The sequence below is a fragment of the uncultured Halorubrum sp. genome (assembly GCF_937146585.1).
In the GTDB taxonomy this organism is placed as follows: Archaea; Halobacteriota; Halobacteria; order Halobacteriales; family Haloferacaceae; genus Halorubrum; species Halorubrum miltondacostae.
This window is the reverse complement of the sequence record NZ_CAKZRO010000090.1, coordinates 1-22,757: the sequence shown is the minus strand read 5'-3', so window position 1 is coordinate 22,757 and position 22,757 is coordinate 1. Positions and strand designations below refer to the sequence as shown.

General features: G+C 73.9%; 22 protein-coding genes and 1 pseudogene. 15 read left to right on the top strand and 8 right to left on the bottom strand.

Annotation, left to right across the window (positions count from 1 at the left end):
* The 10 genes and pseudogenes from Q0116_RS07990 to trxA form a co-directional block, all read left to right on the top strand.
* A pseudogene (locus Q0116_RS07990) lies at window positions 1–337 on the top strand (TIGR00303 family protein); the annotation flags it as partial.
* Complete coding sequence (locus Q0116_RS07985; protein WP_297886798.1) at window positions 334–1,677, top strand: cobyrinic acid a,c-diamide synthase; 1,344 nt, start codon at window positions 334–336, stop codon at window positions 1,675–1,677. The pseudogene Q0116_RS07990 and the gene Q0116_RS07985, both read left to right, overlap by 4 nt.
* Window positions 1,674–2,708 carry a CobD/CbiB family cobalamin biosynthesis protein gene (locus Q0116_RS07980; protein WP_297886797.1) on the top strand — a complete coding sequence of 345 codons (1,035 nt, stop codon included), beginning with the start codon at window positions 1,674–1,676 and terminating at the stop codon, window positions 2,706–2,708. Before Q0116_RS07985 ends, Q0116_RS07980 begins: the two co-directional genes overlap by 4 nt.
* Window positions 2,699–3,502 (top strand): adenosylcobinamide-GDP ribazoletransferase, encoded by an 804-nt coding sequence (gene cobS, locus Q0116_RS07975; RefSeq protein ID WP_297886796.1) that lies wholly within the window; start codon window positions 2,699–2,701, stop codon window positions 3,500–3,502. The genes Q0116_RS07980 and cobS overlap by 10 nt, the downstream gene beginning before the upstream one ends.
* Window positions 3,502–4,251 carry an NTP transferase domain-containing protein gene (locus Q0116_RS07970; RefSeq protein WP_297886800.1) on the top strand — a complete coding sequence of 250 codons (750 nt, stop codon included), beginning with the start codon at window positions 3,502–3,504 and terminating at the stop codon, window positions 4,249–4,251. Before cobS ends, Q0116_RS07970 begins: the two co-directional genes overlap by 1 nt.
* A complete protein-coding gene (locus tag Q0116_RS07965; RefSeq protein ID WP_297886795.1) occupies window positions 4,248–5,324 on the top strand; it encodes an aminotransferase class I/II-fold pyridoxal phosphate-dependent enzyme in 1,077 nt (358 codons plus the stop codon). The genes Q0116_RS07970 and Q0116_RS07965 overlap by 4 nt, the downstream gene beginning before the upstream one ends.
* Window positions 5,317–6,081, top strand: coding sequence for an adenosylcobinamide amidohydrolase (locus Q0116_RS07960; RefSeq protein ID WP_297886794.1), 765 nt, complete (start codon window positions 5,317–5,319; stop codon window positions 6,079–6,081). The genes Q0116_RS07965 and Q0116_RS07960 overlap by 8 nt, the downstream gene beginning before the upstream one ends.
* On the top strand, window positions 6,078–6,830 hold the full coding sequence (locus Q0116_RS07955) for a cob(I)yrinic acid a,c-diamide adenosyltransferase (RefSeq protein ID WP_297886793.1): 753 nt from the start codon (window positions 6,078–6,080) through the stop codon (window positions 6,828–6,830). Before Q0116_RS07960 ends, Q0116_RS07955 begins: the two co-directional genes overlap by 4 nt.
* 19 nt (window positions 6,831–6,849) lie before the next feature.
* Window positions 6,850–8,493 carry a cobyric acid synthase gene (locus Q0116_RS07950; RefSeq protein ID WP_297886792.1) on the top strand — a complete coding sequence of 548 codons (1,644 nt, stop codon included), beginning with the start codon at window positions 6,850–6,852 and terminating at the stop codon, window positions 8,491–8,493.
* 61 nt (window positions 8,494–8,554) lie between these two features.
* Window positions 8,555–9,037, top strand: coding sequence for a thioredoxin (trxA, locus tag Q0116_RS07945; RefSeq protein ID WP_297886791.1), 483 nt, complete (start codon window positions 8,555–8,557; stop codon window positions 9,035–9,037).
* A gap of 14 nt (window positions 9,038–9,051) precedes the next feature.
* On the opposite strand, the gene Q0116_RS07940 is transcribed toward trxA, so the two are convergent.
* Window positions 9,052–9,747, bottom strand: a complete 696-nt coding sequence (locus Q0116_RS07940; RefSeq protein ID WP_297886790.1) for a helix-turn-helix domain-containing protein — start codon at window positions 9,745–9,747, stop codon at window positions 9,052–9,054.
* Window positions 9,748–9,877: 130 nt separating this feature from the next.
* Between Q0116_RS07940 and Q0116_RS07935 the strand changes: the two genes are divergently transcribed.
* The 3 genes from Q0116_RS07935 to Q0116_RS07925 all read left to right on the top strand — a co-directional run bounded on the left by Q0116_RS07935 (window position 9,878) and on the right by Q0116_RS07925 (window position 14,870).
* Window positions 9,878–10,885 (top strand): hypothetical protein, encoded by a 1,008-nt coding sequence (locus Q0116_RS07935; protein WP_297886789.1) that lies wholly within the window; start codon window positions 9,878–9,880, stop codon window positions 10,883–10,885.
* An 82-nt stretch (window positions 10,886–10,967) separates the two neighbouring features.
* Complete coding sequence (gene fdhF, locus Q0116_RS07930) at window positions 10,968–13,061, top strand: formate dehydrogenase subunit alpha (protein ID WP_297886788.1); 2,094 nt, start codon at window positions 10,968–10,970, stop codon at window positions 13,059–13,061.
* A gap of 114 nt (window positions 13,062–13,175) precedes the next feature.
* Window positions 13,176–14,870 carry a globin-coupled sensor protein gene (locus tag Q0116_RS07925; RefSeq protein WP_297886787.1) on the top strand — a complete coding sequence of 565 codons (1,695 nt, stop codon included), beginning with the start codon at window positions 13,176–13,178 and terminating at the stop codon, window positions 14,868–14,870.
* Between the two features lie 57 nt (window positions 14,871–14,927).
* Here Q0116_RS07925 and Q0116_RS07920 read toward each other — a convergent pair whose 3' ends face one another.
* On the bottom strand, window positions 14,928–15,098 hold the full coding sequence (locus tag Q0116_RS07920) for a hypothetical protein (RefSeq protein WP_297886786.1): 171 nt from the start codon (window positions 15,096–15,098) through the stop codon (window positions 14,928–14,930).
* A gap of 83 nt (window positions 15,099–15,181) precedes the next feature.
* Window positions 15,182–15,487 (bottom strand): MazG-like family protein, encoded by a 306-nt coding sequence (locus tag Q0116_RS07915; RefSeq protein WP_297886785.1) that lies wholly within the window; start codon window positions 15,485–15,487, stop codon window positions 15,182–15,184.
* A gap of 102 nt (window positions 15,488–15,589) precedes the next feature.
* Between Q0116_RS07915 and npdG the strand changes: the two genes are divergently transcribed.
* Window positions 15,590–16,258 (top strand): NADPH-dependent F420 reductase, encoded by a 669-nt coding sequence (npdG, locus tag Q0116_RS07910; RefSeq protein WP_297886784.1) that lies wholly within the window; start codon window positions 15,590–15,592, stop codon window positions 16,256–16,258.
* A 148-nt stretch (window positions 16,259–16,406) separates the two neighbouring features.
* Window positions 16,407–17,249 carry a polyprenyl synthetase family protein gene (locus Q0116_RS07905; protein WP_297886783.1) on the top strand — a complete coding sequence of 281 codons (843 nt, stop codon included), beginning with the start codon at window positions 16,407–16,409 and terminating at the stop codon, window positions 17,247–17,249.
* Between the two features lie 39 nt (window positions 17,250–17,288).
* On the opposite strand, the gene Q0116_RS07900 is transcribed toward Q0116_RS07905, so the two are convergent.
* The 5 genes from Q0116_RS07900 to Q0116_RS07880 all read right to left on the bottom strand — a co-directional run.
* Window positions 17,289–18,440, bottom strand: coding sequence for a multicopper oxidase domain-containing protein (locus Q0116_RS07900; RefSeq protein ID WP_297886782.1), 1,152 nt, complete (start codon window positions 18,438–18,440; stop codon window positions 17,289–17,291).
* 141 nt (window positions 18,441–18,581) lie between these two features.
* Window positions 18,582–19,634, bottom strand: coding sequence for an ABC transporter ATP-binding protein (locus Q0116_RS07895; protein ID WP_297886781.1), 1,053 nt, complete (start codon window positions 19,632–19,634; stop codon window positions 18,582–18,584).
* Complete coding sequence (locus Q0116_RS07890) at window positions 19,631–20,887, bottom strand: ABC transporter ATP-binding protein (protein WP_297886799.1); 1,257 nt, start codon at window positions 20,885–20,887, stop codon at window positions 19,631–19,633. The genes Q0116_RS07895 and Q0116_RS07890 overlap by 4 nt, the downstream gene beginning before the upstream one ends.
* Window positions 20,888–20,949: 62 nt before the next feature.
* Window positions 20,950–21,969 carry an ABC transporter permease gene (locus tag Q0116_RS07885; protein ID WP_297886780.1) on the bottom strand — a complete coding sequence of 340 codons (1,020 nt, stop codon included), beginning with the start codon at window positions 21,967–21,969 and terminating at the stop codon, window positions 20,950–20,952.
* Window position 21,970: 1 nt separating this feature from the next.
* Window positions 21,971–22,757: ABC transporter permease (locus tag Q0116_RS07880; protein ID WP_297886779.1), on the bottom strand; the 787-nt coding region annotated here is incomplete at its 5' end.

Sequence of the window (22,757 nt, the reverse complement as noted above, 5' to 3'; positions counted from 1 at the left end):
CGTCGACCGGCGGCTCCCGCTGGCGACCACGTCGCTGGTCGCGGACGACCCGACCGCCGACCTCGCGGCGCTCGCCGCCGACCTCGACCTGAGCCTGGCGGCGGCCGACCCCGGGTTCGACGAGGGCGACCACCCCGCGATGGCGGCGTACGCCCGCGGCGAGGCGAAGGAGGGCGTCGGCATGGGCGGGGCGCTCGCGCTCGCGGACCGCGCCGGGGTCGACGACGTCGCCGTCCGCGAGAGGGTCGCCGCCGTGACCGACCGACTGCTCGCCGAGGGCGCGGGAGCCGACGGCGAGGACGAACCCGCCGTCGCGAACAGAGGCGATCGGCAATGAAGGGGCTCGTCCTCGCCGGCACGGCCTCCGGCGTCGGCAAGACGGTGGCGACCCTCGCGGCGATCCGCGCGTTCGAGAACGCCGGGCGGACCGTCCAGCCGGCGAAGGCGGGCCCGGACTTCATCGACCCGAGCCACCACGCCCGCGTCGCCGGGCGACCGTCGCGCACCCTCGACCCGTGGCTTCAGGGGGACGACGGCCTCCGGCGGAACTACGCCCGCGGCGACGGCGACGTCTGCGTGATCGAGGGGATGATGGGACTGTACGACGGCGACGCCGCGAGCACGGCGAGCGTCGCCGCCGCGCTCGACCTCCCGGTCGTCCTCGTCGTCGACGCGAGCGCCGGGATGGAGAGCGTCGCGGCGACCGCGCTCGGCTTCGCGACGTACGCCGACCGGACGGACCGCGACCTCGACGTGGCGGGCGTCGTCGCCCAGCGCGCACACGGCGGCCGTCACGAGGCGGGTATCCGCGAGGCGCTCCCGGACTCGCTCGCCTACTGCGGCCGGATCCCACCCCGCGAGGATCTGGAGATCCCCGACCGTCACCTCGGACTCCGGATGGGCGAGGAGGCCCCGCTCGACGACGCGGCGCTCGACGCGGCCGCCGAAACGCTGCGGACCGACCGGCTGCTCGGCGTCGCGGGCGAACCGACGCTCCCCGCGACCGGCCCGGAGGCGAGACCGGCGGGCGGCGAGAGCCGAGCGAACCCCGGAGACGGCGACGCCCGCCCGCGGATCGCGGTCGCGGACGACGCCGCCTTCCGGTTCGTCTACCCGGCCACCCGCGAACGGCTCGCCGAGCGCGCGGCGGTGGTCCCCTTCGCGCCCGCGGCCGGCGACGACCTCCCGGCCTGCGACGGCGTCTACCTCCCCGGCGGCTACCCGGAGCTCCACGCCGCGGCGCTCGCCGAGGGGCCCGCGCTGGGGTCGATCGCCGACGCCGCGGCCGAGGGGACGCCCGTCCTCGGCGAGTGCGGCGGGCTGATGGCGCTCGCGGAGACGCTGACGACCGCCGACGGCGACGCCCACGAGATGGCGGGCGTCCTCCCCGCGAGCGTCGAGCGCCGCGAGCGGTATCAGGCGCTCGACCACGTCGAACTCCGCGCGCGGCGCGGCGCGCTCACCGCGGACGCCGGGGCGCGGCTCCGCGGCCACGAGTTCCACTACTCCGCGGCCGACGTCGCGTCCGACGCCCGGTTCGCGTTCGACGTGGAGCGCGGGACCGGCATCGACGGCGACCGCGAGGGGCTGACCGAACACCGCACGCTCGGGACGTACTGTCACGTCCACCCCGAGAGCGGGGCGTTCGACGCGTTCCTCGACGAGGTGGAAGGATGACGGGAGTCGCTGCGAGCGCCGGGGTCACCGAGTTCACCGTCGCCGCCCCCGTCGCCCCGGCCGCGACGCTCCTCGCGCCGGTCGCGCTCGCCGTCGCGCTGGACCTCGCGGCCGCGGAGCCGCCGCGCCGCGTCCACCCGGTCGCGCTGTTCGGAACCCTCGTCGGGCGGTTTGACCGGGAGTGGGCCCGCCCGCGGCTCGTCGGCGTCGCGGTCGCGGTGATGCTTCCACTCGCCGCGGCCGCGGTCTGTGCCGGGATCGTCTGGCTCGCCGCCGCGCACGGCCCGCGAGTCGGCGGGGTTCCGATCCTGGCCGTCGCCGCGGCGGCGGCCGCCTGCTTCTCGGTCGCGAGCCTCCGCATGCTGCTCGACGTGACCGGCGAGGTCGTCGCCGAGACCGAGGCCGACCCGGACGCGGCCCGGCAGTCGATCCGGGCGCTCGTCGGACGCGACCCGGCCGACCTCTGCCCGGCCGCGCTCCGCAGCGCCGCGGTCGAGAGCGCCGCGGAGAACCTCGCGGACGGGTTCGTCGCCCCCCTCGTCTGGTTCGTCGCCGGCGCGACCGGCGCCGTCGCGGTCGGTGCGGTCGCCGAGAGCGCGCTGGTCGCGGGGGTCGCGGCCGCGGCCTGGGTGAAAGCGGTGAACACGCTCGACTCGATGCTCGGCTACCGGTCGAAGCCGGTCGGCTGGGCCAGCGCCCGGCTCGACGACGCCGCGATGTTCCTGCCGGCGCGGGTCGCGGCGTGCTGCCTCGCCGTCGCGGCCCGGTCGCCTGGGAGCCTGCGGCACGCGCGGTCGCTGGCCCGCGAACCGGCGTCGCCGAACTCGGGCTGGCCGATGGCGACGGCCGCGACGGCGCTCGGGGTCCGCCTGGAGAAGCCGGGCGCGTACGTCCTCGACGGGGGACCGGAGCCGCCGTCCCCCGCGGCCGCCCGCGACGCCGTGCGGCTCGTCGGCGTCGCGGGCGGCGTCGCGGTCGCGGCCGCGGGGGCGTGGCTCCTCGCGCTCGCGGGGGTGGTCGCGTGGTCCTGACGGGACCGGTCGCGGCGCTCCGCGGCGCGCTCGGCTTCCTCTCTCGGATCCCGATCGGTCGCACCGACGAGGACTGGGAGGCGTTCCGGCGGACGCCCGCGTCGATGCCGGCGGTCGGGTACGCGATCGGCGCGCTCGCCGCGCTCCCGATCGCCGCGGCCGCGCTGGCGCCGGTCCGGGTGCAGTCGCTCGTGGTCGGCGTCGCGTTCGCCGCGTGGCTGTCCATCGTCACCGGGATCACCCACCTCGACGGCGTCGCGGACGTCGGCGACGCGGCGGTCGTCCACGGCGACGCCGACCGCCGACGGGAGGCCCTGAAGGACTCGGCGCTCGGCGTCGGCGGGACCGTCGCGCTCGCGCTGGTCGTCGTCGGGCTCGTCGCCGCGGGGGCGGCGGTCGCGGACGTCGCGACCCGCTCGCTCGCCGACGCGGTGGCGCTCGTCGTCCTCGCGGAGGTGGGCGCGAAGGCCGCGACGGCGGCGCTCGTCTGCCTCGGCGACGCCCCGCACGAAGGGCTCGGGTCGGCGCTGACCGCGGCCTCCGGCCCGCGGGCGCTCGCGGGCGTCGCGCTCGTGACGACGCCCGCGACGCTGGCCGGGGCGTCCGTTCTCGGAGCGGGCGGCGCCGGCGTCGTCGCCGGGGTGTTCACCGCCGCGATCGTCGTCGCCGCGCTCGCGTTCGCGTGGGCGCGCTCGCGGCTCGGCGGGGTCAGCGGCGACGTGCTCGGCGCGACGAACGAGATCGCCCGCGTCGTCGGGCTCCACGCGGGGGTGATCGCGTGGACGCTCTCGTGATGTGCGGCGGCCGCGGCACGCGGCTCGACCGCGACGGCGAGAAGCCGCTCGCGCCGGTGGCCGGACGGTCGATGGTCGACCGGACGCTCGACGCCCTCGCCGCGAGCCGGGTCGAGACCGCGTACGCGGCCGTCTCGCCCCACACGCCCCGGACCCGCGAGCGACTGGTCGAGCGGTCGAGCGGGGGCGGACGGATCGGTGACGGCGCCGAACGGACCGACGAATCGGTCGAGGTCGGCGTCGTCGACACTCCGGGCGACGGGTACGTCGCGGATCTTCAGACGGCGCTGGCCGAGGGCCCGGAACGGCCGGCCCTCACCGTCGCGGTCGACCTCCCGCTGCTCGACGGGCCGGCGATCGACGCCGTCCTCGACGCGCACGCCGCGGCCGGGAGCGACTCCCTGTCGGTCCGCGTCCCCGCCGCGCGCAAGCGCGGGCTGGGCGCGAGCGCCGACGCCGCGACCCGGTACGACGACGGCGACGGCGACGAAGCGGCTGGCGAAGCCGTGGACCCGCCCGACGGGCGCGTCCCGACCGGCGTCAACGTCGTCGGAGCGATCGACGGCGCGGGCGACGAGGCCGTCCGCGCGACCCGCGACGCCCGCCTCGCGCTCAACGTCAACCGCCCCGGAGACCGTCGGCTCGCCGAGCGGATCCTCGCCGGCGAGTGCGACGCCCCGACCCTCCCGACCGGCGGGGTCGAGTGGCTCGGCGAGCCGGGAGCCGCCGGGGGAGGTGACCGGTCGTGAATCGCGAGCGCGCGGCGGCGCTCGGACGCGAGCCCCACGGGAGCACCGACGACCCGGACCTGCTGGATTTCAGCGCGAACACGAACCCCGAGGTCCCGGCGGGCGTCGAGCGCGTCTACCGCGCGGCCTTCGAGACGGCGCGGACGTACCCGCCGGAGCCCCCGGAAGCGTTCCGGGCGGCCGCGGCCGACTACGTCGGCTGCGAGCCCGAGAATGTGGTCCCGACGCCCGGCGGACTGGCCGCGATCCGGACGGCGATCGCGCTCGCGGTCGACCCGGGCGACACGGCCCTGCTCCCCGCGCCGAGCTTCGGCGAGTACGCCCGCGAGGTCCGGCTTCGGGGCGGCGAGCCGTCGTTCGTCGACGCCGAAGAGATCCTCGACGCCGACCCGCGCGGGAACGCGCTGGCGGTCGTCTGTACGCCGAACAACCCGACCGGGACCGGCTACGACCGCGAGTCGCTGCTCGCGTTCGCGGAGCGCTGCCGCGCGGCCGACACCGTGCTGCTCGTCGACGAGGCGTTCCTCGGGTTCACCGACCGCGAGTCGCTCGCGGGCGTCGACGGCGTCGTCGTCGCGCGGGCGCTCACCAAGCTGTTCGGGCTCCCCGGGATCCGGGCCGGCTTCGCGGTCGCGACGGGGGAGCTCGGCGCGGCGCTGCGCGGCGCGCGCCGCGCGTGGAACGTGAGCGCCCCGGCGCTCGCCACCGGGGAGTACTGCCTCCGGCAGACGGCGTTCGTCCGCGAGACCCGCGACCGCGTCCGGCGCGAGCGCGGGCGGATGCGGAGCGCCCTCGGCGAGCGCTACGACGTCGCGCCGAGCGACGCGCCGTTCCTGCTCGTCGACGTCGGCGACCGCGACGTCGACCGCGTCGTCGAGCGCGCCCGGGATCGGGGCGTCGCCGTCCGCGACGCGCGGACGTTCCGCGGGCTCGACTCGCACGTCAGGGTCGCGGTCCGCCGCCCGGCGGAGGACGACCGGCTCCTCGCGGCGCTCGGCGTCGGCGACGAGGGAGACGGCGACGAGGGGGATGGCGAGACGGGAGACGGCGGGGGTGAGGCCGACGATGTTTGAGGCGGCCGTCAGCGAGGGCGTCCTCCGGCTGCGGCGACCGGGGACCCGCTGGCTCTCGACCGGCTGGGACGGGGGGCGGTCGCGGGCGGCGACCGCGTACAACGTCACCGTCCCGAAGGGGTTCGCCCGGACGGACCTCGGGACCTACCGCGACGAGCGGCTGGCGCGCGCTGGGTTCGCCGACGATGAGGACAGGCGGAGTGCGGAGGGGTCGCCGAACGACCGCGACGCGCCGCCGACGCTGTTCACGGGCGTCTCGATGGAGCACGCGCGCGGCGCGCGGCTCGGGCCGGTCGTCGCGTACGCGACGGTCGGGCTCTCGAACCCCGCGATGCTGCCGATGGAGCCGGCGGACGAGGGCGGGTCGGGCAGTTCGGGACCCGAGGCCACCGGGTCGCCGGTCGATCCGCCCGGAACGGTGAACCTGATCGTCGGCGCGACGCGGCGGCTCGGCCCCGGGGCCGCGGCGAACCTCGTCGCGGTCGCGGCCGAGGCGAAGACCGCGACGCTGCTCGCGGCGGCGGGGATCCCGGGGACGACGAGCGACGCCGTCGTCGTCGCCGACGACCCGGAGGGCGAGCGGGCCGAGTTCTCCGGCAGCGCCACGGCGGTCGGCGGGGCGGCCCGCGCCTGCGTCCGGGACGCGGTCCGCGCGAGCCTGCGGTCGCGGTACCCGGACGGCGACGTGCCCGGGCCGGCGGCCGACGCCGAACACGGCGTCGTCACCGACGACCGGGCGGAGGTCTTCGACCCATGACCACGAACCACGACGACACCGACGACGAGGCATCGAGCGGCGACGGCAGCGAAAGAGTGACCGACGCGGACGAGGGAGCCGCAGGCGACCGCGCCCGCACCCCGGGCGGCGGCGCGGCCCCCGAGCCGGAGCCCATCGAGCCCGCGGCCCCGGAGGAGTTCGGGCTGGTCCAGGCGTTCTGGGGCGACGGCAAGGGGAAGACCACCGCCGCGATGGGGATGGGCTTCCGGGCCGCGGGCCACGGCTACCGCGTCCACATGCTCCAGTTCATGAAGGGCGGCGCGGACAGCGTCGAGGGCGTCAGGGGCGAGTACAACGCGATCTCGGCCGTGCCGGGATTCACCTACGAGAACGCCGGCCACTACGGCTGGCACGGCCTGCTCGACGGGTCGGCCGACGACGAGCACGAGGCGAAGGCGTCGGCCGCCTTCGACCGCGCGGAGGCGCTCGTCGCGGGCGCCGCGGACGCGGACCTGACCGAGCCGCTCGGGCTCGACGGAGAGCCCGAGGCGGGCGTCCACATGCTGATCCTCGACGAGCTGCTGTACGCGGCCGACCGCGGGCTCGTCGACCCCGACGAAGTCGTCCGTCTCGCCGAGTCGAAGCCGGAGGGCCTCGAACTCGTCCTCACCGGGAGCCACGCCGAGCCCGCGTACTTGGACGGCGTCGCCGACCTGATCACGAACGTCCGGAAGGTCGCGCACCCGTTCGACGACGGGCAGCGCGCGCGCCGGGGGACGGAGTACTGACGATGGGGGTCGCGAGACCGTGAGCGACGCCGGCGCGGACGAGGGCGACGGCGGGGCCGAGGCGGACCCGGAGCGCGACGCCGAGACGGTCCTGATCGCGGGCACCGCGAGCCACGTCGGGAAGAGCACGCTGGCGGCCGGCCTCTGCCGACTGCTCGCGCGGCGTGGGATCTCGGTCGCGCCGTACAAGGCCCAGAACATGAGCAACAACGCCCGGGTCGCGCTCGCGCCCGACGGCGAGTGGGGCGAGGTCGGCGTCTCCCAGCACGTCCAGGCGCGGGCGGCCGAGACGGTGCCGACGACCGACATGAACCCCGTCCTGCTCAAGCCGCGCGGCGGCGGCGAGAGCCAGCTGATCGTCGACGGCGAGGCGGTCGCGAACGCCCCGGCGTCGACGTACTACGAGGACCACTGGGCGGACGCCCGCGACGCCGCGGTCGCCGCCCACGGGCGCCTCGCGGCCGACCACGACGTGATCGTCGCGGAGGGGGCGGGGAGCATCGCGGAGATCAACCTCCGCGACCGCGACCTCGCCAACGTCGAGTGCGCCCGGTTCGCGGACGCGGCGGTCCTGATCGCGGTCGACATCGAGCGGGGCGGCGCGTTCGCGAGCCTCTACGGGACCCTCGAACTCCTCCCCGACGACGTCCGCGACCGCGTCCGCGGCGCCGTGATCACGAAGTTCCGCGGCGACCCCGCCCTCCTCGAACCGGGGATCGACGAGATCGAAGAGCGAACCGGCGTCCCGGTCGTCGGGGTGGTCCCCCACGACGATCCGGGGCTGCCGGCGGAGGACAGCCTCTCGCTGCCCGACGGGGCAGGCGCGGGAGTCGGCAGCGACGAGGGGGGCGACGGCGGCGTCCTCGGCAACGACGACGGGGTCCCGGAGGAGGCGGCCGTCCGGATCGGGGTCCCGCGGCTCCCGCGCATCTCGAACTTCACCGACCTCGAACCGCTGGCGCGCGAGCCGGGGGTCCGCGTCGCCTACCTCCCGCTCGACGCCGACCTCGACGGCGTCGACGCGGTCGTCCTCCCGGGGTCGAAGAACACCGTCGACGACCTGCTCGCGGTCCGGGAGGCCGGCTTCGACGACGCGCTGCGCGCGTTCGACGGCCCCGTGATCGGGGTCTGCGGCGGCTACCAGCTGCTCGGCGAACGGCTCGTCGACGCGGCCGTCGAGGGCGTCGGCGACCGCGAGACGGTGCCGGGGGTCGGCCTCCTGCCCGTCGAGACGCGGTTCGCGACGGAGAAGCGCGTCGAGCGGGTCGAACGCGTCGTCGACGGGGCCGGGCCGATCGCGGGCGCAGACGGCCGCGCGACCGGGTACGAGATCCGCGCCGGGCGGACGCGAATCCTCGACGACGCGGAGCGGGACGTCGCGCCGCAACCGCACGCGACCGAGCCGCTCGGTGCCGAGAGCGTCGCCACCGACCGCGTCCTCGGGACGTACCTCCACGGCCTCTTCGAGACGGCGGCCGTGCGGGACGCCTTCGTCGAGGCGGTCTTCGCGGAGGTCGGCCGGACGCGCCCGGACCCGGCGACGGGCGGGCGGTCCCCGTACGACCGCGCCGCCGACCTCGTCGCGGACAACGTGGACCTCGCGGCCGCCGGGCTGACGCGGCCGGCGGGGGCTGTCGACCGGCGCGGGCCGGAGCGCGAGTAGGCACCCCCGGGCGCGATCCGGTGGCGGAAGGTATATTGTTCGATAAGCCCAATACAGTCGCATGAGCGACGCAGCCGAGACAGACGATCCGACGGGAGACGAGGCGAAGACCGAACGAGAGCGCATCCGCGAGCGGAAACGCCGGGAGCTGGAAGCGCGCCTCGGTGACGGCGAGACGCTCGACGATGCCGGAGCGGCGGCGGACGAAGATGGGGCGGCGACGCCGAGCGAGCCGATCCACGTGAACGGACTCGACGAACTCCAGCGGACGGTCGACGACAACGACGTCGTCCTCGTGGACTGTTACGCCGACTGGTGCGGTCCCTGTCAGATGATGGAGCCGACGATCGAGGCGCTCGCGGCCGAGACCGACGCCGCGATCGCCAAGGTCGACGTCGACGCGAACCAGGCGGTCGCCCAACAGTTGGGCGCGCGCAGCATCCCGACGCTCGTCCTGTACGCGGGCGGCGAGGCGGTCGACCGGTTCGTCGGCGCGCAGGACCGCGCGACGCTCGAGTCGGCGATCGACGAACGCGCCGCCTGAGGCGGGGCGGGCCGTCAGTTCGCGACGAGCGTCTCTTCTAAGAGCTTCCGCTGTGCGGCCGCGAGGTGTTCGGCGAACGTCGACGGGGCGATGTCGAGCGCGTCGGCCACGTCGCGCGCGTTTGCGTCGCGGGGGCGCTCGAAGTAGCCCATGCGGTAGGCCGTCCGGAGCACCTCGCACTGGCGGTCGGTGAGCCGCCCGCGGTCGACGAGGGTGCGGTCCGACACCCCGTCGCCGCGCGCCGCGCCCTGGACGAGGTACCGGACCTCGACGCGCTCCGCGGTGCCGTCGAGCGCCGAGACGACGTCCCGGAGGCGTTGGAGGTCGGGGAGGTGGAGCGTGAGGAGCAACACCCCGTCCTCGGCGCGGGCGTCCGCGATCGGGCAGTCCAGTTCCTCGATGATCCGGCAGGCGCACTCCCCGTCGCGCGGGCGGTCGTACCGGTAGACGCGCTCGTCCCCGAGGTCGACGACCGACGCCGCTTCCGGGACCCCCTCCGCGCGGTCGACCGCGTCGGGGTCGCGGGCGCGGAACTCCTCGGTGTGCGTGTCGCCCGCGTGGGTCCAGTTGACGCCGGTGATCGGGCCGTCGTGGGCGGCCGAGGCCGCGACGACCGGGCAGTTGGTCGTCCCGTGGATCGCGACGCCCGCGCGGACGCCGTCGGGCGTGCTCTCGGAGCCGTCGGCCGGCGATCGCTCTCCGGTTCCCATCTGGTCGGCGTTGGAGTGACGGACACAAAGGCCTGATCCCCGACGGGTGAGACGCTCCGGCGGACCCCTCCGAGAACACCCGCAGTACTGGGGGGCGGTCGGTATCGGTCCGCGGCCCGGAGTCGCGGCCGTGAACCGAGCGATTCACGCGGTCGGGGCGGGCGCGCTGGGCACCGCCGGAGCGGGGATGGTCGTCGCGTCGATCGTCGGGTTGGCGACCGCGGTCGGCGGGGGTCCGGCGACGGTGACGGACGGCGGCGGCGGGGCGTTCGTCGTCGCCCTCGTCGGCGCGCTTGCCGCGACGACCTTCGGATACGCGGCCCTCGCGGAGGCGCGACAGGCGCTGCGAACGGAGGGGTTCGAGCTGACGCGGACCGACCTCGGCAACGCGGCCGCCGTGGCCGTCGCGGCGCCGATCACCTTCGCCCTCTCGGTCCGGGTCGGCGTCGGGCCGGTCGTGGCGTCCGCGCTCGTCGGGCTCTGCGCGGCCCTCCTGACGGACGCGTACGACGCCCCCGCGTACTGCGGCTCGTTCGTCGGGATGGCGACCCCGGCGGCCGACGCCGACCTCGGCGCGGTGGTCGCCGCGGGGGTCGCGGCCGGCGCCGTCTTCGTGCTCGCGAAGCGCGTCTTCAACGGCTTCGGCGGGAAGCTCGGCACCACCGCGTTCGTCGGCTGCCTGTCGGTGGCCGCGCTCGGCGGGCTCGCCCCCGGAACGGGGACCGTCCCGGGGCCGACGACCGCGGCGGGGCTCGTCGTCGCGGCGGCCGTCGCCGCGCTCGCCACGTTCGCCGTGAGCGTCCGGTTCGGTCACGGCCCCGTCGTCGGCTCCGCGGTCGTCGGCCTCGTCGCCGGCCTCGTCTGCCCGCCGCTCCTCGCCGGCGGTGACGCGGTCGCGGCCGTCGCCTTCTGCGCGTCGTTCGCCGGGATGGCCGCGCCGGCGCGGATCCCGAGCCCCGGCGCGATGCTGCTGGCCGGCGGGACCGCGGGCCTCGCGTTCGTCGGCGCGACCCCGTACTTCGTCGGCTTCGGGGGGAAGCTCGGCACCATCGCGTTCGCCGCCTGCCTCGCGACCGCCGGCGTCCTGTCGCTGGGGCGCCTGCTCGCGCCGACGGGGAGCGACGCGGTGACCGGGTGACCGCCGCCGCGCTGAAGAGCGGATAAAACACCACGCTACGCCGGGAGTGGTCGGACGTGCGTGGGGCGCGTACGGACCGCTGATGACCGATCCGACCGAGCGGGAGTTCGAGTCGAACCCCACCGTCTGTCCGTTCTGCGGCGTCGGCTGTCAGATCGAGTACGCCGAGCGCGGCGGCGCGACCGGCGTCGAGGGGCCGGTGAACGCCCGCGGAGAGATCTGTCCGAAGGGCGCGGCCGCGTTCGACGTCGTCGACCACGAGGACCGCCTGACGGAGCCGCTCGTCAGACACGGCGGGCGCTTCGTCACCGCGCCGTGGGCGGAGGCGCTCGACCGCGTCGTCGACGGGATCGGGGGCGTCGTCGACGAACACGGGCCCGACGCCGTCCAGTTCTTCGCCTCCTCGAACTGCACGAACGAGGAGAACTACGTGCTCCAGAAGCTCGCGCGCGTCCTCGGCACGAACAACGTCGACAACTGCGCGCGGCTCTGTCACTCCTCGACGGTCGCCGCGATGAGCGAGCGGCTCGGCGCCGGCGCGATGACGAACACGCTCGACGACCTGAGCGAGACGGACTGCCTGTTCGTCAACGGGGCGAACCCGGCCGAGCAACACCCCGTGGCGTTCCGGTCGTACCTCCTCCCCGCGATCCGCGACGGCGCGACGCTGGTCCACGTCGACCCGCGCGCGAACGACACGACCGAGGCGGCCGACGTTCACCTGCCGCTGCGCCCCGGGACCGACATCGAGGTGGCGAACGCGATCGCGGCGGTCCTCGTCGAGGAGGACCTCGTCGACGAGGCGTTCCTCGCGGAGCGCACGACCGGCTTCGAGAAGCTCCGCGACCGCCTCGCCGAGGTGGACGTCGCCGCGAACGCCGAGGCGGCCGGCGTCGACCCCGAGGCGATCCGCGAGGCGGCCCGGGCGTACGGCGAGGCCGACCGCGCCGCGATCGTGACGGGGATGGGGACGAGCCAGCACCGCTGCGGCACCGACAACGTCCACGCGCTGCTCAACCTCGCGCTGCTGACCGGCAACGTCGGCCGGCCCGGGACGGGCGTGAACCCGCTGCGGGGCCAGAACAACGTCCAGGGCGCGAGCGACGTGGGCGGACTGCCGGGCGTCCTCCCCGGCTACGAGCCCGTGACGGACGCGGCCGCCCGCGAGCGGATCGCCGACGAGTGGGGCGTCGAGCCGCCGAGCGAGCCCGGCCTCACCGAGGTGGAGGCGACCCACCGCTTCGGCGACGAGGTGCGCGCGGCGGTCGTCTTCGGCGAGAACCCGGCCGTCACCGAGCCGAACGCGACAGCGGTCGCGTCGGCGTTCGAGGACCTCGACTTCTGCGTCGTCATCGACCTGTTCGAGACGGCGACGGCGAAGCACGCGGACGTGGTCCTCCCCGGGAGCGCGTGGGCCGAGAAGGCCGGCACCGTGACGAACACCGACCGGCGCGTGATGCGGATGCGACCGAACGCCGACCTGCCGGGGAACGCGCGGCGCGACTTCGAGATCCTCGCCGACCTCGGCCGGCGGCTGACCGACCGCCCGGAGGCGTTCGACTACGACGGGCCGGAGGCGGCCTTCGACGAGCTGGCCCGCGTCGCGTCCATCTACGAGGGGATGAGCTACGAGGGGATCGGCGACGGCTACCAACGGTGGCCGTTCTCGGCGAGCGACGGGACCGGGACCGACGTGTTACACGCGGAGACGTTCGCGACGGGCGAGCGCACCGCCCCGCTCGCGGTCGTCGACCCGGTCCCGCCCGCGGACGAGCTCGACGCCGGCGAGCTGACGCTGACGACCGGCCGCGTGCTCCAGCACTTCAACAGCGGGGCGCTCAGCCGGCGCTCCGACCGGCTGATGGCGATGCGGGGCGAGGACGCGCTCCAGATCCACCCGGACGACGCGGCCGAGCGCGGGATCGACGACGGCGACCGGGTGACCGTCTCGAACGAGCGCGGCAGCGTCGAGGTGACGGCCGACGTCACGCCGGCGGTGCGCGAGGGCGTCGCGTTCTGTACCTTCCACTACGCGGACCCGCTCGCGAACGCGCTGACGGGCGACGCGCTCGACCCGGAGGCGAAGATCCCGGAGTTCAAACACTCGGCGGTCGCGGTCGAGCCGGCCGCCGACGGGGACGCGCCCGCGGAAGGCGACGCGGCCGGTGCCGACTGAACGGACGCCGACGCGGGGTCGGCCGTCCGTCGCGGATAGGCGGCACGAATCGCCGGTATCAGCCGTGAGACCTGGGGGTGGCCGTTTATATAACCCAAGCGGAGAGGTCTCAGTATGGCTACATCGGGAGAGTACGGCCGGCACGACTTCGGTCAGGGCGGCTTGAACGACGGGCTCGACGTGGGTGAGCTGGTCGACGAGATCGGTCTCGACGGGGACGAGATCGCGTGGCGAAAGGAGTTCGTCGGCTTCGACGACGAAGACGAGCGGCGACTGAGCCGGTACGAGGACGCGTTCGCGGAGAACGCGGAGCAGATCGCGGACGACTTCTACGAGAACCTCACCGGCCACCAGCAGACCGTCGACGTGATCGGCCGGTCGGAGAAGGGGCTCGAACAGCTCAAGCGGACCCAGTCGGCGTACCTCGTGACGCTCGCGGAGGGCGAGTACGGGGCGGAGTACTTCGCGGACCGGGCGCGGATCGGCAAGATCCACGACATGCTGGAGATGCCGATGAAACACTACCTCGGGCAGTACGGCGTCTACTACGACCTGATCCTCCCGCTCATCGGCGACCGCCTCATCGACTCGCTCACCGACCGGCTGGCCCCCGACGCCGCCGGCGCGACGGTGGACGACGAGACCGCGGCGGCGGTCGAGGCGGAGGTCGACGACGCGATCGAGGACCTGCTCTCCGTCCTCCGGATCGTCAACCTCGACATGCAGGTCGTCACGGACACGTACATCCACTCGTACAGCGAGAAGCTCTCGGCGGCCGTCGAGCGGAACGAGGAGCTGATGGCCGAGGTGGAAGCCGAAGTCGAAGGGCCGATCGGCGACCTCCGCGAGTCGGCGGGCGACGTCGCCGAGAGCGCCGCCGAGGTGGGCGACGCGGCCGAGGACCAGTCGCAGCGGGTCGCCGAGATCTCCTCGGAGGTCGCGAACCTCTCGGCGACGGTCGAGGAGGTGGCGTCGACCGCCGACGAGGTCGATCGGACGAGCAGCCGGGCGGAGGCCCTCGCTGAGGACGGCCGGGACGCGGCCGACGACGCCGCGGCGGCCATGGACGACATCGGCGCGGCCGTCGACGACGTGGCGGACGACGTCGAGGCGCTTCAGGAGCGGGTCGAGGAGATCGACGAGTTCGTCGACGCGATCAACGGGATCGCCGACCAGACGAACCTGCTCGCTCTGAACGCCTCGATCGAGGCGGCGCGGGCCGGCGAGGCCGGCGCCGGGTTCGGCGTCGTCGCCGACGAGATCAAGTCGCTGGCGGAGGAGTCGCAGGGGCACGCGAGCGACATCGAGTCGATGGTCGACGGCATTCGCACCGACACCCAGGAGACCGTCGAGAGCCTCTCCGAGACCACGGGCCGGGTCGACGAGGGAAGCGAGCGCGTCGGCGACGCGACGGAGAGCCTCACCGCCATCGCCGAGGCGGTGACGGAGACGGCCGACGGGATCGACGAGGTCTCGGACGTGACCGACGAGCAGGCCGCGGCCGCCGAGGAGATCGCCGCGACGATCGACGGGGTGGTCGAGCAGTCGAACCGGATCACGGAGCGGATGGGGGATCTCGCGGAGGAGAGCGAGTGCCAGTCCGCGGCGGTCGAGGAGGTCGAACGCAGCGTGCGCCGTCTGTCCGCCGACGGCGCCGACGGCTTCCAAGCGGCGTCGGTGACTGACGGCGGCCGGTCGATCCCGGACGGGCTGCCGGAAGGGATGCCCGAGTTCGTGATCGACCGCCTCTCCGACGAGGAACTGCGGGCGATCGCGGCCGGCGACCTGGAGATGGACGACCTCCGGTGAGCCGGTCGGGGTGACCGGCGCGTCGAAGGCGCGGGAGCCCCGGCTCGCGGGTCGAACTCAGGGCGAGAAGTACGCGTCCGGTCCTCGCACGTCGGAGAGCTCGCGGAGCGCGCGGGCCCCGCACCGGTCGCAGGCCTCCGGCGCCGCGGCGGCGTCGGCACGGGCGAACACCGTCTCGCAGTCGTCGCAGGCGACGTAGCGGAGCGCGAGCGACGGGGTGTCGGTCATGCCTCCGGTAGGCGGCCGACGCACTTGAACCGACGCCTGCGTCGACGCGGCTACTGCCCAGATCCGACGTCGCCGGTCGGGCCCTACTGCCCGGACCCGGCGTCCCCCGACGACGCGATCCGGGACTCGTACTTCGCCAGCGACTCGTCGAGCGCCGCGGCGGCGTCGACGTCCGCCGTCTCGGCGAGCGCGAGCAGCGCGAACAGCGCGTCGCCGACCTCGTCGGTCGCGACCGCGGCGGCGTCCGGGTCGCTCCCGTAGCCGGTGGAGGTGTTCACCTCCTTGGCGATCTCCCCGACCTCGCTCTCGAGGTCGAGGACGCGGTGCGCGAGGTCGGTCTCCAGCCCGTGCTCGGCGACGAACGCGGCCACGTCGTCCTGCTCGTCCATACGCTCGCCTCCCGCGGCTCGATGAAGAAGCCTGCCGTTCCGAACGGTGGCGAGGACGGCCGGTCACGCAACCCCTAAGACGCGAGCGACCCCACCGTGCGTATGAAGATAGCGATACTCGGCGGCACCGGCGACATCGGTGAGGGGCTCGCGCTGCGGCTGGCGGCGGACACTCCGCACCGGGTCGCGGTCGGGTCGCGGGAGGCCGAGAAGGCCGAGACCAAGGCCGAGGAGTACACCACCGAACTGGAGAGCCGCGGGCTCGACGCCGCGGTGACCGGCGGCGAGAACGCCGCGGTCGCGGCCGACGCCCGGATCGTCGTCCTCGCGGTCCCGCCGTACCACGTCGGCGACACCGTGGAGGCGGTGGCGGCGTCGCTGGACGACGGCGACGTGCTCGTCTCGCCGGCCACCGGGATGAAACGCGACGACGAGGGGTTCCACTACCACAAGCCCGGCGCGGGCTCGGTGACCGCGATCGTCGCCGGCGCGGCGCCGGAGGGCGTCGCCGTCGTCGGCGCGTTCCACAACCTCGCGGCCGCGCGGCTGGCGAACCTCGACGCCGACCTCGGCGTCGACACGCTGGTCATCGGCGACGACGGGGACGCGAAGCGGACGGTCGCGGACGTCGCCGAGGGGATCGAGGGGCTGCGCGCGCTCGACGCCGGCGGGATCGCAAACGCACCGGAGATCGAGGGGTTGACGCCGCTGCTGATCAACGTCGCCTCGAACAACGACGGACTCAACGACCTCGGCGTCCGGTTCCAGTAGCGGGCGAGCGCGGGGGCGGCCGGGAACGACCGGACGGCGAGCGCCGAGCGGCGACGAAGCGCGGACCGACCGCGCCGCCGTCGCTCGAATCCCGCCCGCGGACGGCGTTCCGTTAGGCCTTTGCGCGCCGGGCCCCTCCGAACGGTAGATGGAGTACTTGCAGCGTCGGGTCGGGCTGGTCGAGGACCGCATCGAGTCGGTCATCGACGACGTCGAGCCCGACGAGCTGTCCGAAGACGTCGGGCACGTCGTCCTCGCGGGCGGCAAGCGGGTCCGGCCCGCGGTGACCGTCCTCGCCTGCGAGGCGTTCGACGGCGACCCCGAGGAGGCGGTCGACTTCGCGGCCGGCATCGAGTTCGTCCACAACGCCTCCCTCGTGATCGACGACATCATCGACCGCTCCGAGGTCCGCCGCGGCACCCCCGCCGCGTGGGCGGAGTTCGGCTACGGCCCGGCGATCATCGCGAGCGACGGCCTGCTCGGCGAGGCGTTCGCGCTGTTCTCCGCCGAGCCGCGCGCGATGCGCACCGTCGCCGAGGCGATGGTCGAACTCGGCGAGGGCGAGGCGACCGAGCTCGCCGCCCGCCCGACCAACGAGGCGGAGTACATGGAGCTCGCGCGGCGGAAGACGGGCGCGCTGTTCCGCGCCGCCGCCGAGCTGGGCGCGGTCGCCGGCGACGCCGACCCGCACGCGGTCGACTCGTTCGGCGAGTACGCCGAGCGCGTCGGCGTCGCCTTCCAGATGCGCGACGACGTGTTGGACGCCACCGCCGACGCCGACGACCTCGGCAAACCCACGGGGCAGGACGCGGAGATGGACCGACCGAGCGTCCTCCAGGTGACGTCGCTGTCGCCCGAGGAGATCAACGAGCGCGCGCGGTCCGAGTCGGAGCGCGCGCTCGCCGCCCTCGACGACGCCGACCCGCCGGAGACCGAGGCGATCGAGTACCTGCGCGACTTAGCGGAGTTCGTCGTCGTGCGGGAGCGGTAGGGAGAGCAGCGCTCCGCGGACGGTCCGCTTACTTGGTGCTCAGAGTTCGTACTCCGCCTTCTCCATGAGGTCCGCGAACACCTCGGTCCCCATCGCCCCCTCGTAGACGATGGCGGTGAGCATCCCGCCGGGGTAGACCCCCCCGTTCTGGACGTGGTCCACCTTGTGACAGTGCATCGGGTAGATGCCGGGGTCCGCGTCCGCCTCGAACTCGACGGTGTACCGCTCCGCGGGCGCGACGTTCACCACGTCCTCGGGGAGTTGCAGCACCTCGGGGTACGGCGCGCCGTCCTTCTCCACCGTCCGGAACCGGTGGTTGTGCGTGTGCATCGGGTGCGACATGAACCCCGCGTTGACCAGGTGGAGCCGCACGGTGTCGCCCTCGCTGACGACGATCGGCGAGCCGCGGTCGGGGTTGAACGTGTACGGCGCGACGCGCCCGTTGATCGTGAACGCGTCCGGGCGGCGGTCCTGGACGTCGTAGCTGGCGTCCGCGCCGCCGTACGACCGGGAGAGCCGCGTGTCCCAGTCTTTCAGCGTCATGAACCGCTCGACGTCGGCCTCCTCGTAGCCCTCGGGGTCGATCCGGAGGATCCCGTACATCCCCATGTCCATGTGCATCGGGGTGTTGAAGTGGCAGTGGTAGAGGTGGGTGCCGGGCACGTCCGCGCCGATCTCGTAGGTGTGCTCTTCGCCGGGCATCACGGTGAGCCCCGTCGTGGACGGGACCCCGTCGTCCTTCCACGACTTCGAGACGCCGTGGAAGTGGAGCGTGTGCGGCATCTCCCCGTCCGTGTTGTCGAGCGTGATCGACAGGTCGTCGCCCTCGGTCGCCCGGAGCACCGGGCCGGGGACGCTCGGCGTCCCGTCGTCGGCCTGGAACGCCCACGTCACCGGCATCTCGACCGGGCCGCCCAGCGAGCCGCCGGGGTGGGCGGCGTGCCGGGCGTGGACCGAGCGGAGCGTCACCTCGCGGCCGCGCTCGTCGAGGTCGACGACCGCCGGCGACCCCGTCTCCGGGAGCGTCGGCCCGTCGTCGGTCTGCGCCGCGTCCGCGTCGCCGCCGGCGCTCGCGGTGGTGGTCACCTCGCTCAGACAGCCCGCCAGGCCGGCGACGCCGGAGAGGCCCGCGGCCTGGAGGATCGTTCGCCGCGCGAAGCCGCCGTCGGAGCCGGAGTCGTTCTGCCTCATGTCCGAAGCGAGGGCCGGGGGAGAGATAACCCGGGCGCGGCTTCCCGATTCGAGGCACGGCCGACGAACGAGTTCGCCCGCGAGCACATAAATGAAACAGCGGTCGCGGCGACCGGGCCGCGCGGTCGCCCGCGGGTGTGTTCAGTCGTCCGCCGGCTCCTCGACGGCCGCGTTCTCGCCGATGGGCTCGCTGTCCCAGTAGGCGTGGTCGTCGTCCGTCCGGAAGCAGGTCGCCGTCCGGCCGTCGCCGAGGTCGTACGCCGGCGGCGGCGACTCGCGACAGGCGGCTCGGGCCTCCGGACAGCGGGTGTGGAACCGACAGCCAGCGGGCGGGTTCCGCGGCGAGGGCACGTCGCCGCGGAGCGTGGTGAACTCCTCCTCGCGGGCGTCCGTGCTCGCGCGGGGGACGCTCGACAGCAGCGCCCTCGTGTACGGGTGCGCGGGGTCGTCGAATATCTCCTCGACCGGTCCAATCTCGACGATCTCGCCGAGGTACATCACCGCGACGCGGTCGCAGACGTGGCGGACCACGCCGAGGTTGTGCGCGATGAAGAGGAACGTGAGCCCGAAGTCCGTCTGGAGGTCCTCGAGCAGGTTCAGAATCTGCGCCTGGACGCTCACGTCGAGCGCGGACACCGGCTCGTCGAGGACGACGAAGTCGGGGTCTAAAGCGAGCGCGCGGGCGATCCCGATCCGCTGGCGCTGGCCGCCGGAGAACTCGTGGGGGTACCGGTCCATCTGGTCGGCGGACAGCCCGACGCGTTCGAGCAGGTCGCGGGCCGTCTCGCGGCGCTCCGCTCGGTCCGCCACGTCGTGGATCCGGAGCCCCTCCGTGACGATGTCGCCGGTGGTCATCCGCGGGTCGAGGCTGGAGAACGGGTCCTGGAACACGATCTGCGCGCGCCGCCGGAACTCCGTCAGCTCGCGGTCGCTCATCCCGCGCACGTCTTGCCCGTCGAAGGTGATCTCGCCGGCCGTCGGCTCGCGGAGCCGCAGCACCGTCTCGCCGGTGGTCGACTTGCCGCAGCCGGACTCGCCGACCAGCCCGAGCGTCTCGCCCTCGCGCACGTCGAAGGAGACGCCGTCGACCGCTTTCACGCTCGCCGACTCCTGCCCGAGCAGGCGGTCGACGAGCGACGGGTCGTTCGCGTAGTACTTCTTCAGCCCGTCGACGGAGAGCAGCGAGTCGCTCACTCGCCGTCACCCCCGCCGCCGGCGGCGGCGTCCGGCCCGGAGCCGAAGTGGTCGTCCGGGAGCGCGTCGGCCTGATCGTACTCGCGGTCCGCGAGCACGCACTTGACGCCGTGGTCCGCCGCGGCGTCGACCGTCGCCTCGGCCGGCTTGTCGAGGCACGCCTCCATCGCCTTCGGGCACCGGTCGGCGAAGTAACACCGGTCGCCCATCTCGGCGTCGAGGAGGCTCGGGACGTTGCCCGCGATGGGTTCGAGCCGCGCCCGCGGGTCGTCCACGTCCGGTATCGAGCCGAGGAGCCCCTGCGTGTACGGGTGGACCGTGTCCTCGAAGACGGAGTCGAGCGTCCCGCGCTCGACGACCTCGCCGGCGTACATCACGCAGACGCGGTCGCACATCTCGGCGATCACGCCGAGGTCGTGGGTGATGAGCACGATGCTCATCCCGCGGTCCGACTGGATCTCCGTCAGCAGGTTCAGGATCTGCGCCTGGATCGTCACGTCGAGCGCGGTCGTCGGCTCGTCGGCGATCAGCACGTCCGGCTCCCCGGCGAGCGCCTGCGCGATCATCGCGCGCTGGAGCATCCCGCCGGAGAACTGGCCGGGGTACTCGTCGACGCGCTCCTCGGGGTCGGGGATCCCGACCTGCCCGAGCAGTTCGACCGCCCGGTCCATGCTCTCCTCGCTGGTGTAGTCGCGGCCGGGGACGATCCCGTCGAGCAGGTACTTCCCCAGCCCGTACCCCTGCGTCCGCGAGCGCGTCGAGCGGGGGTTCGCCCGCGCCCGACGCTGGACCTCGACCGCCTCGGCGATCTGCTCGCCGACCGTGATCGAGGGGTTGAAGCTGCTCATCGGGTCCTGGAAGATGACGCTGAACGAGGGGCCGCGCAGCGAGCGCCGGACGCCCGGGGGAACGGTGCGCAGGTCGACGTGATCGCCGTCGACCCGCACCGCCTCCGTCCCGCGGAACTCCTCGGCGAGGTCGGGGTCGCGGTACCACACCTCGCCGGCGGTGATCCGACCGGGCGTCTCGACGAGGTCGACGAGCGACAGCGCGGTCACGGACTTGCCGGAGCCGGACTCGCCGACGACGCCGAGGATCTCGTCTTCCCGGAGGTCGAACGACACCGACTCCACCGCGTTGATCTGGCCCTCCTCCGTGAAGAAGCGCGTCGAGAGGTCCCGGACCGACAGCACGTCGTCGGCCCCGGGAGCCCCGGTCGGCGCCGCGTCCCCGACCCCGCGGGGCTCGGTCATCGCGGCGTCGCTCGCGCCGCCGTCGGTCGCCGCCCGGTCGTCCTCGCTCCGCCCGGCGTCGGTCATGCGGCACCCCCTTCGCCCTCGATGCCGGGGTCCAAGGCGTCACGCAGCCAGTCGCCGAGCAGGTTGATCCCGATCACCGACAGCATGATCGCGAGCCCGGGGATGGAGGCGATCCACCACTGGCCGGAGGAGACGTAGTCGCGCCCCTGCGCGATGTCGAAGCCCCATGACAGCGTCGTCCCGGAGAACCCGAGGAACGACAGCGAGCTCTCCAAGAGGATGATCGCCGCCACCTGTACCGTCCCGAGGACGATGATCGGCGTGACGGCGTTCGGGAGGACGTGCCGGAGGATGATCGTGTTGTCGTCCGCCCCGAGGGCGCGCGACGCCTTCACGTACTCCTGCCCGCGTAAGGAGAGCGCCTCCCCGCGGGCGACGCGGGCGAACCACACCCAGTTGACGAGGCCGACGACGATCACCACCGTTATCGGCAACACGAAGCTCTCCGGCATCTCCGGCGCGAGCCCGGCGACGACGAAGGGGTCGGGGACGTTCACCGCCGCGCGGCCCCACAGCCCGATCAGCGCGACCGCCAACACGAGCGAGGGGAACGCGAGGCTGATGTCCGCGATCCGCATCAGCGCGTCGTCGACGCGCCCGCGGTGGTAGCCGGCGAGCAGGCCGACCGGGACGCCGATCGACGCCGCCAGGAGCGTGCCGAGTACGCCGACGATGAGCGAGGTCCGGGCGCCGTACACCACCCGCGAGAACATGTCGCGGCCGAGCCCGTCGGTGCCGAACACGTGGTCGGGGTCCGCGGTGATCTCGACCTCCTCGGTGACGGTCTGGATCTCGCCGTCGACCATCTGCGAGGAGGTCCGCTCGGCCGTCTCGGAGAAGCCGATCGGCGGCAGCTCGCTCTGGTTGAGCTGTTGGTCGGTCGGGTTGTGGGGCGCGATAAAGGGGGCGAACACGGCGGTCAGCAGGATGACCACCACCAGCGCCAGCCCCAGCTTCGCGAGCCCGCTGTTCTTGAACTCCTTCTTGAGATTGCGTATGACACGTGAAGAGACCATGTTAGTCGGTCACCACCTCCGGGTCGAGGTAGGCGTACACCACGTCGACGAGGATGTTGACGAGGACGAAGCTCGTCCCGATGACGATCAGGCTGCCCTGGAGCGCGGGCCAGTCGCGCTGGTTGATGCTCTCGATGACCAGCGTGCCGAGCCCCGGCCACGAGAACACCGCCTCGGTGATCACGGCGCCGCCGATCAGCGTCCCGAGCTGGAGCCCGAGGACGGTGATCACGGGGATCAGCGTGTTCCGGAGCGCGTGCTTGTACCGGATCAGGGTCCGCGGGAGCCCCTTGGCCCGCGCGGCCTGGACGTACCCCTTGCTCAGCTCGTCTAACATTCCCGACCGCGTCAGCCGGGTGATGAGCGCCATGAAGTACGTTCCGAGAGCGATCGCCGGGAGCGTTATGTACGCGAGCCACGTCAGCAGCGTCCCGACGAACGGCTCGGCGTTGATCACCGACATCGCGACGTCGCCGACGTCGACCCCCCGGCCGCTCGTGTTGAAGATGTTGAACTCCACGGCGAAGATCAGGATGAGCATGATCCCGAGCCAGAAGTTCGGCGTCGAGATGCCGCCGAGCGACACCAGCGTCGCGCCGTAGTCGACCGGCTCGTTGCGCCGGGTGGCGCTGATCACGCCGAGCGGGATCGCCAAGACGATCGCCACGACGCTGGCGGCGAGGGCGAGCTCGATGGTGGCCGGGAGCCGCTCGAACACGAGCGTGGTGACCTCCTGCCCGCGGATGTACGAGCGACCCATGTCGCCCTGGAGCAGTTCGAAGACGTAC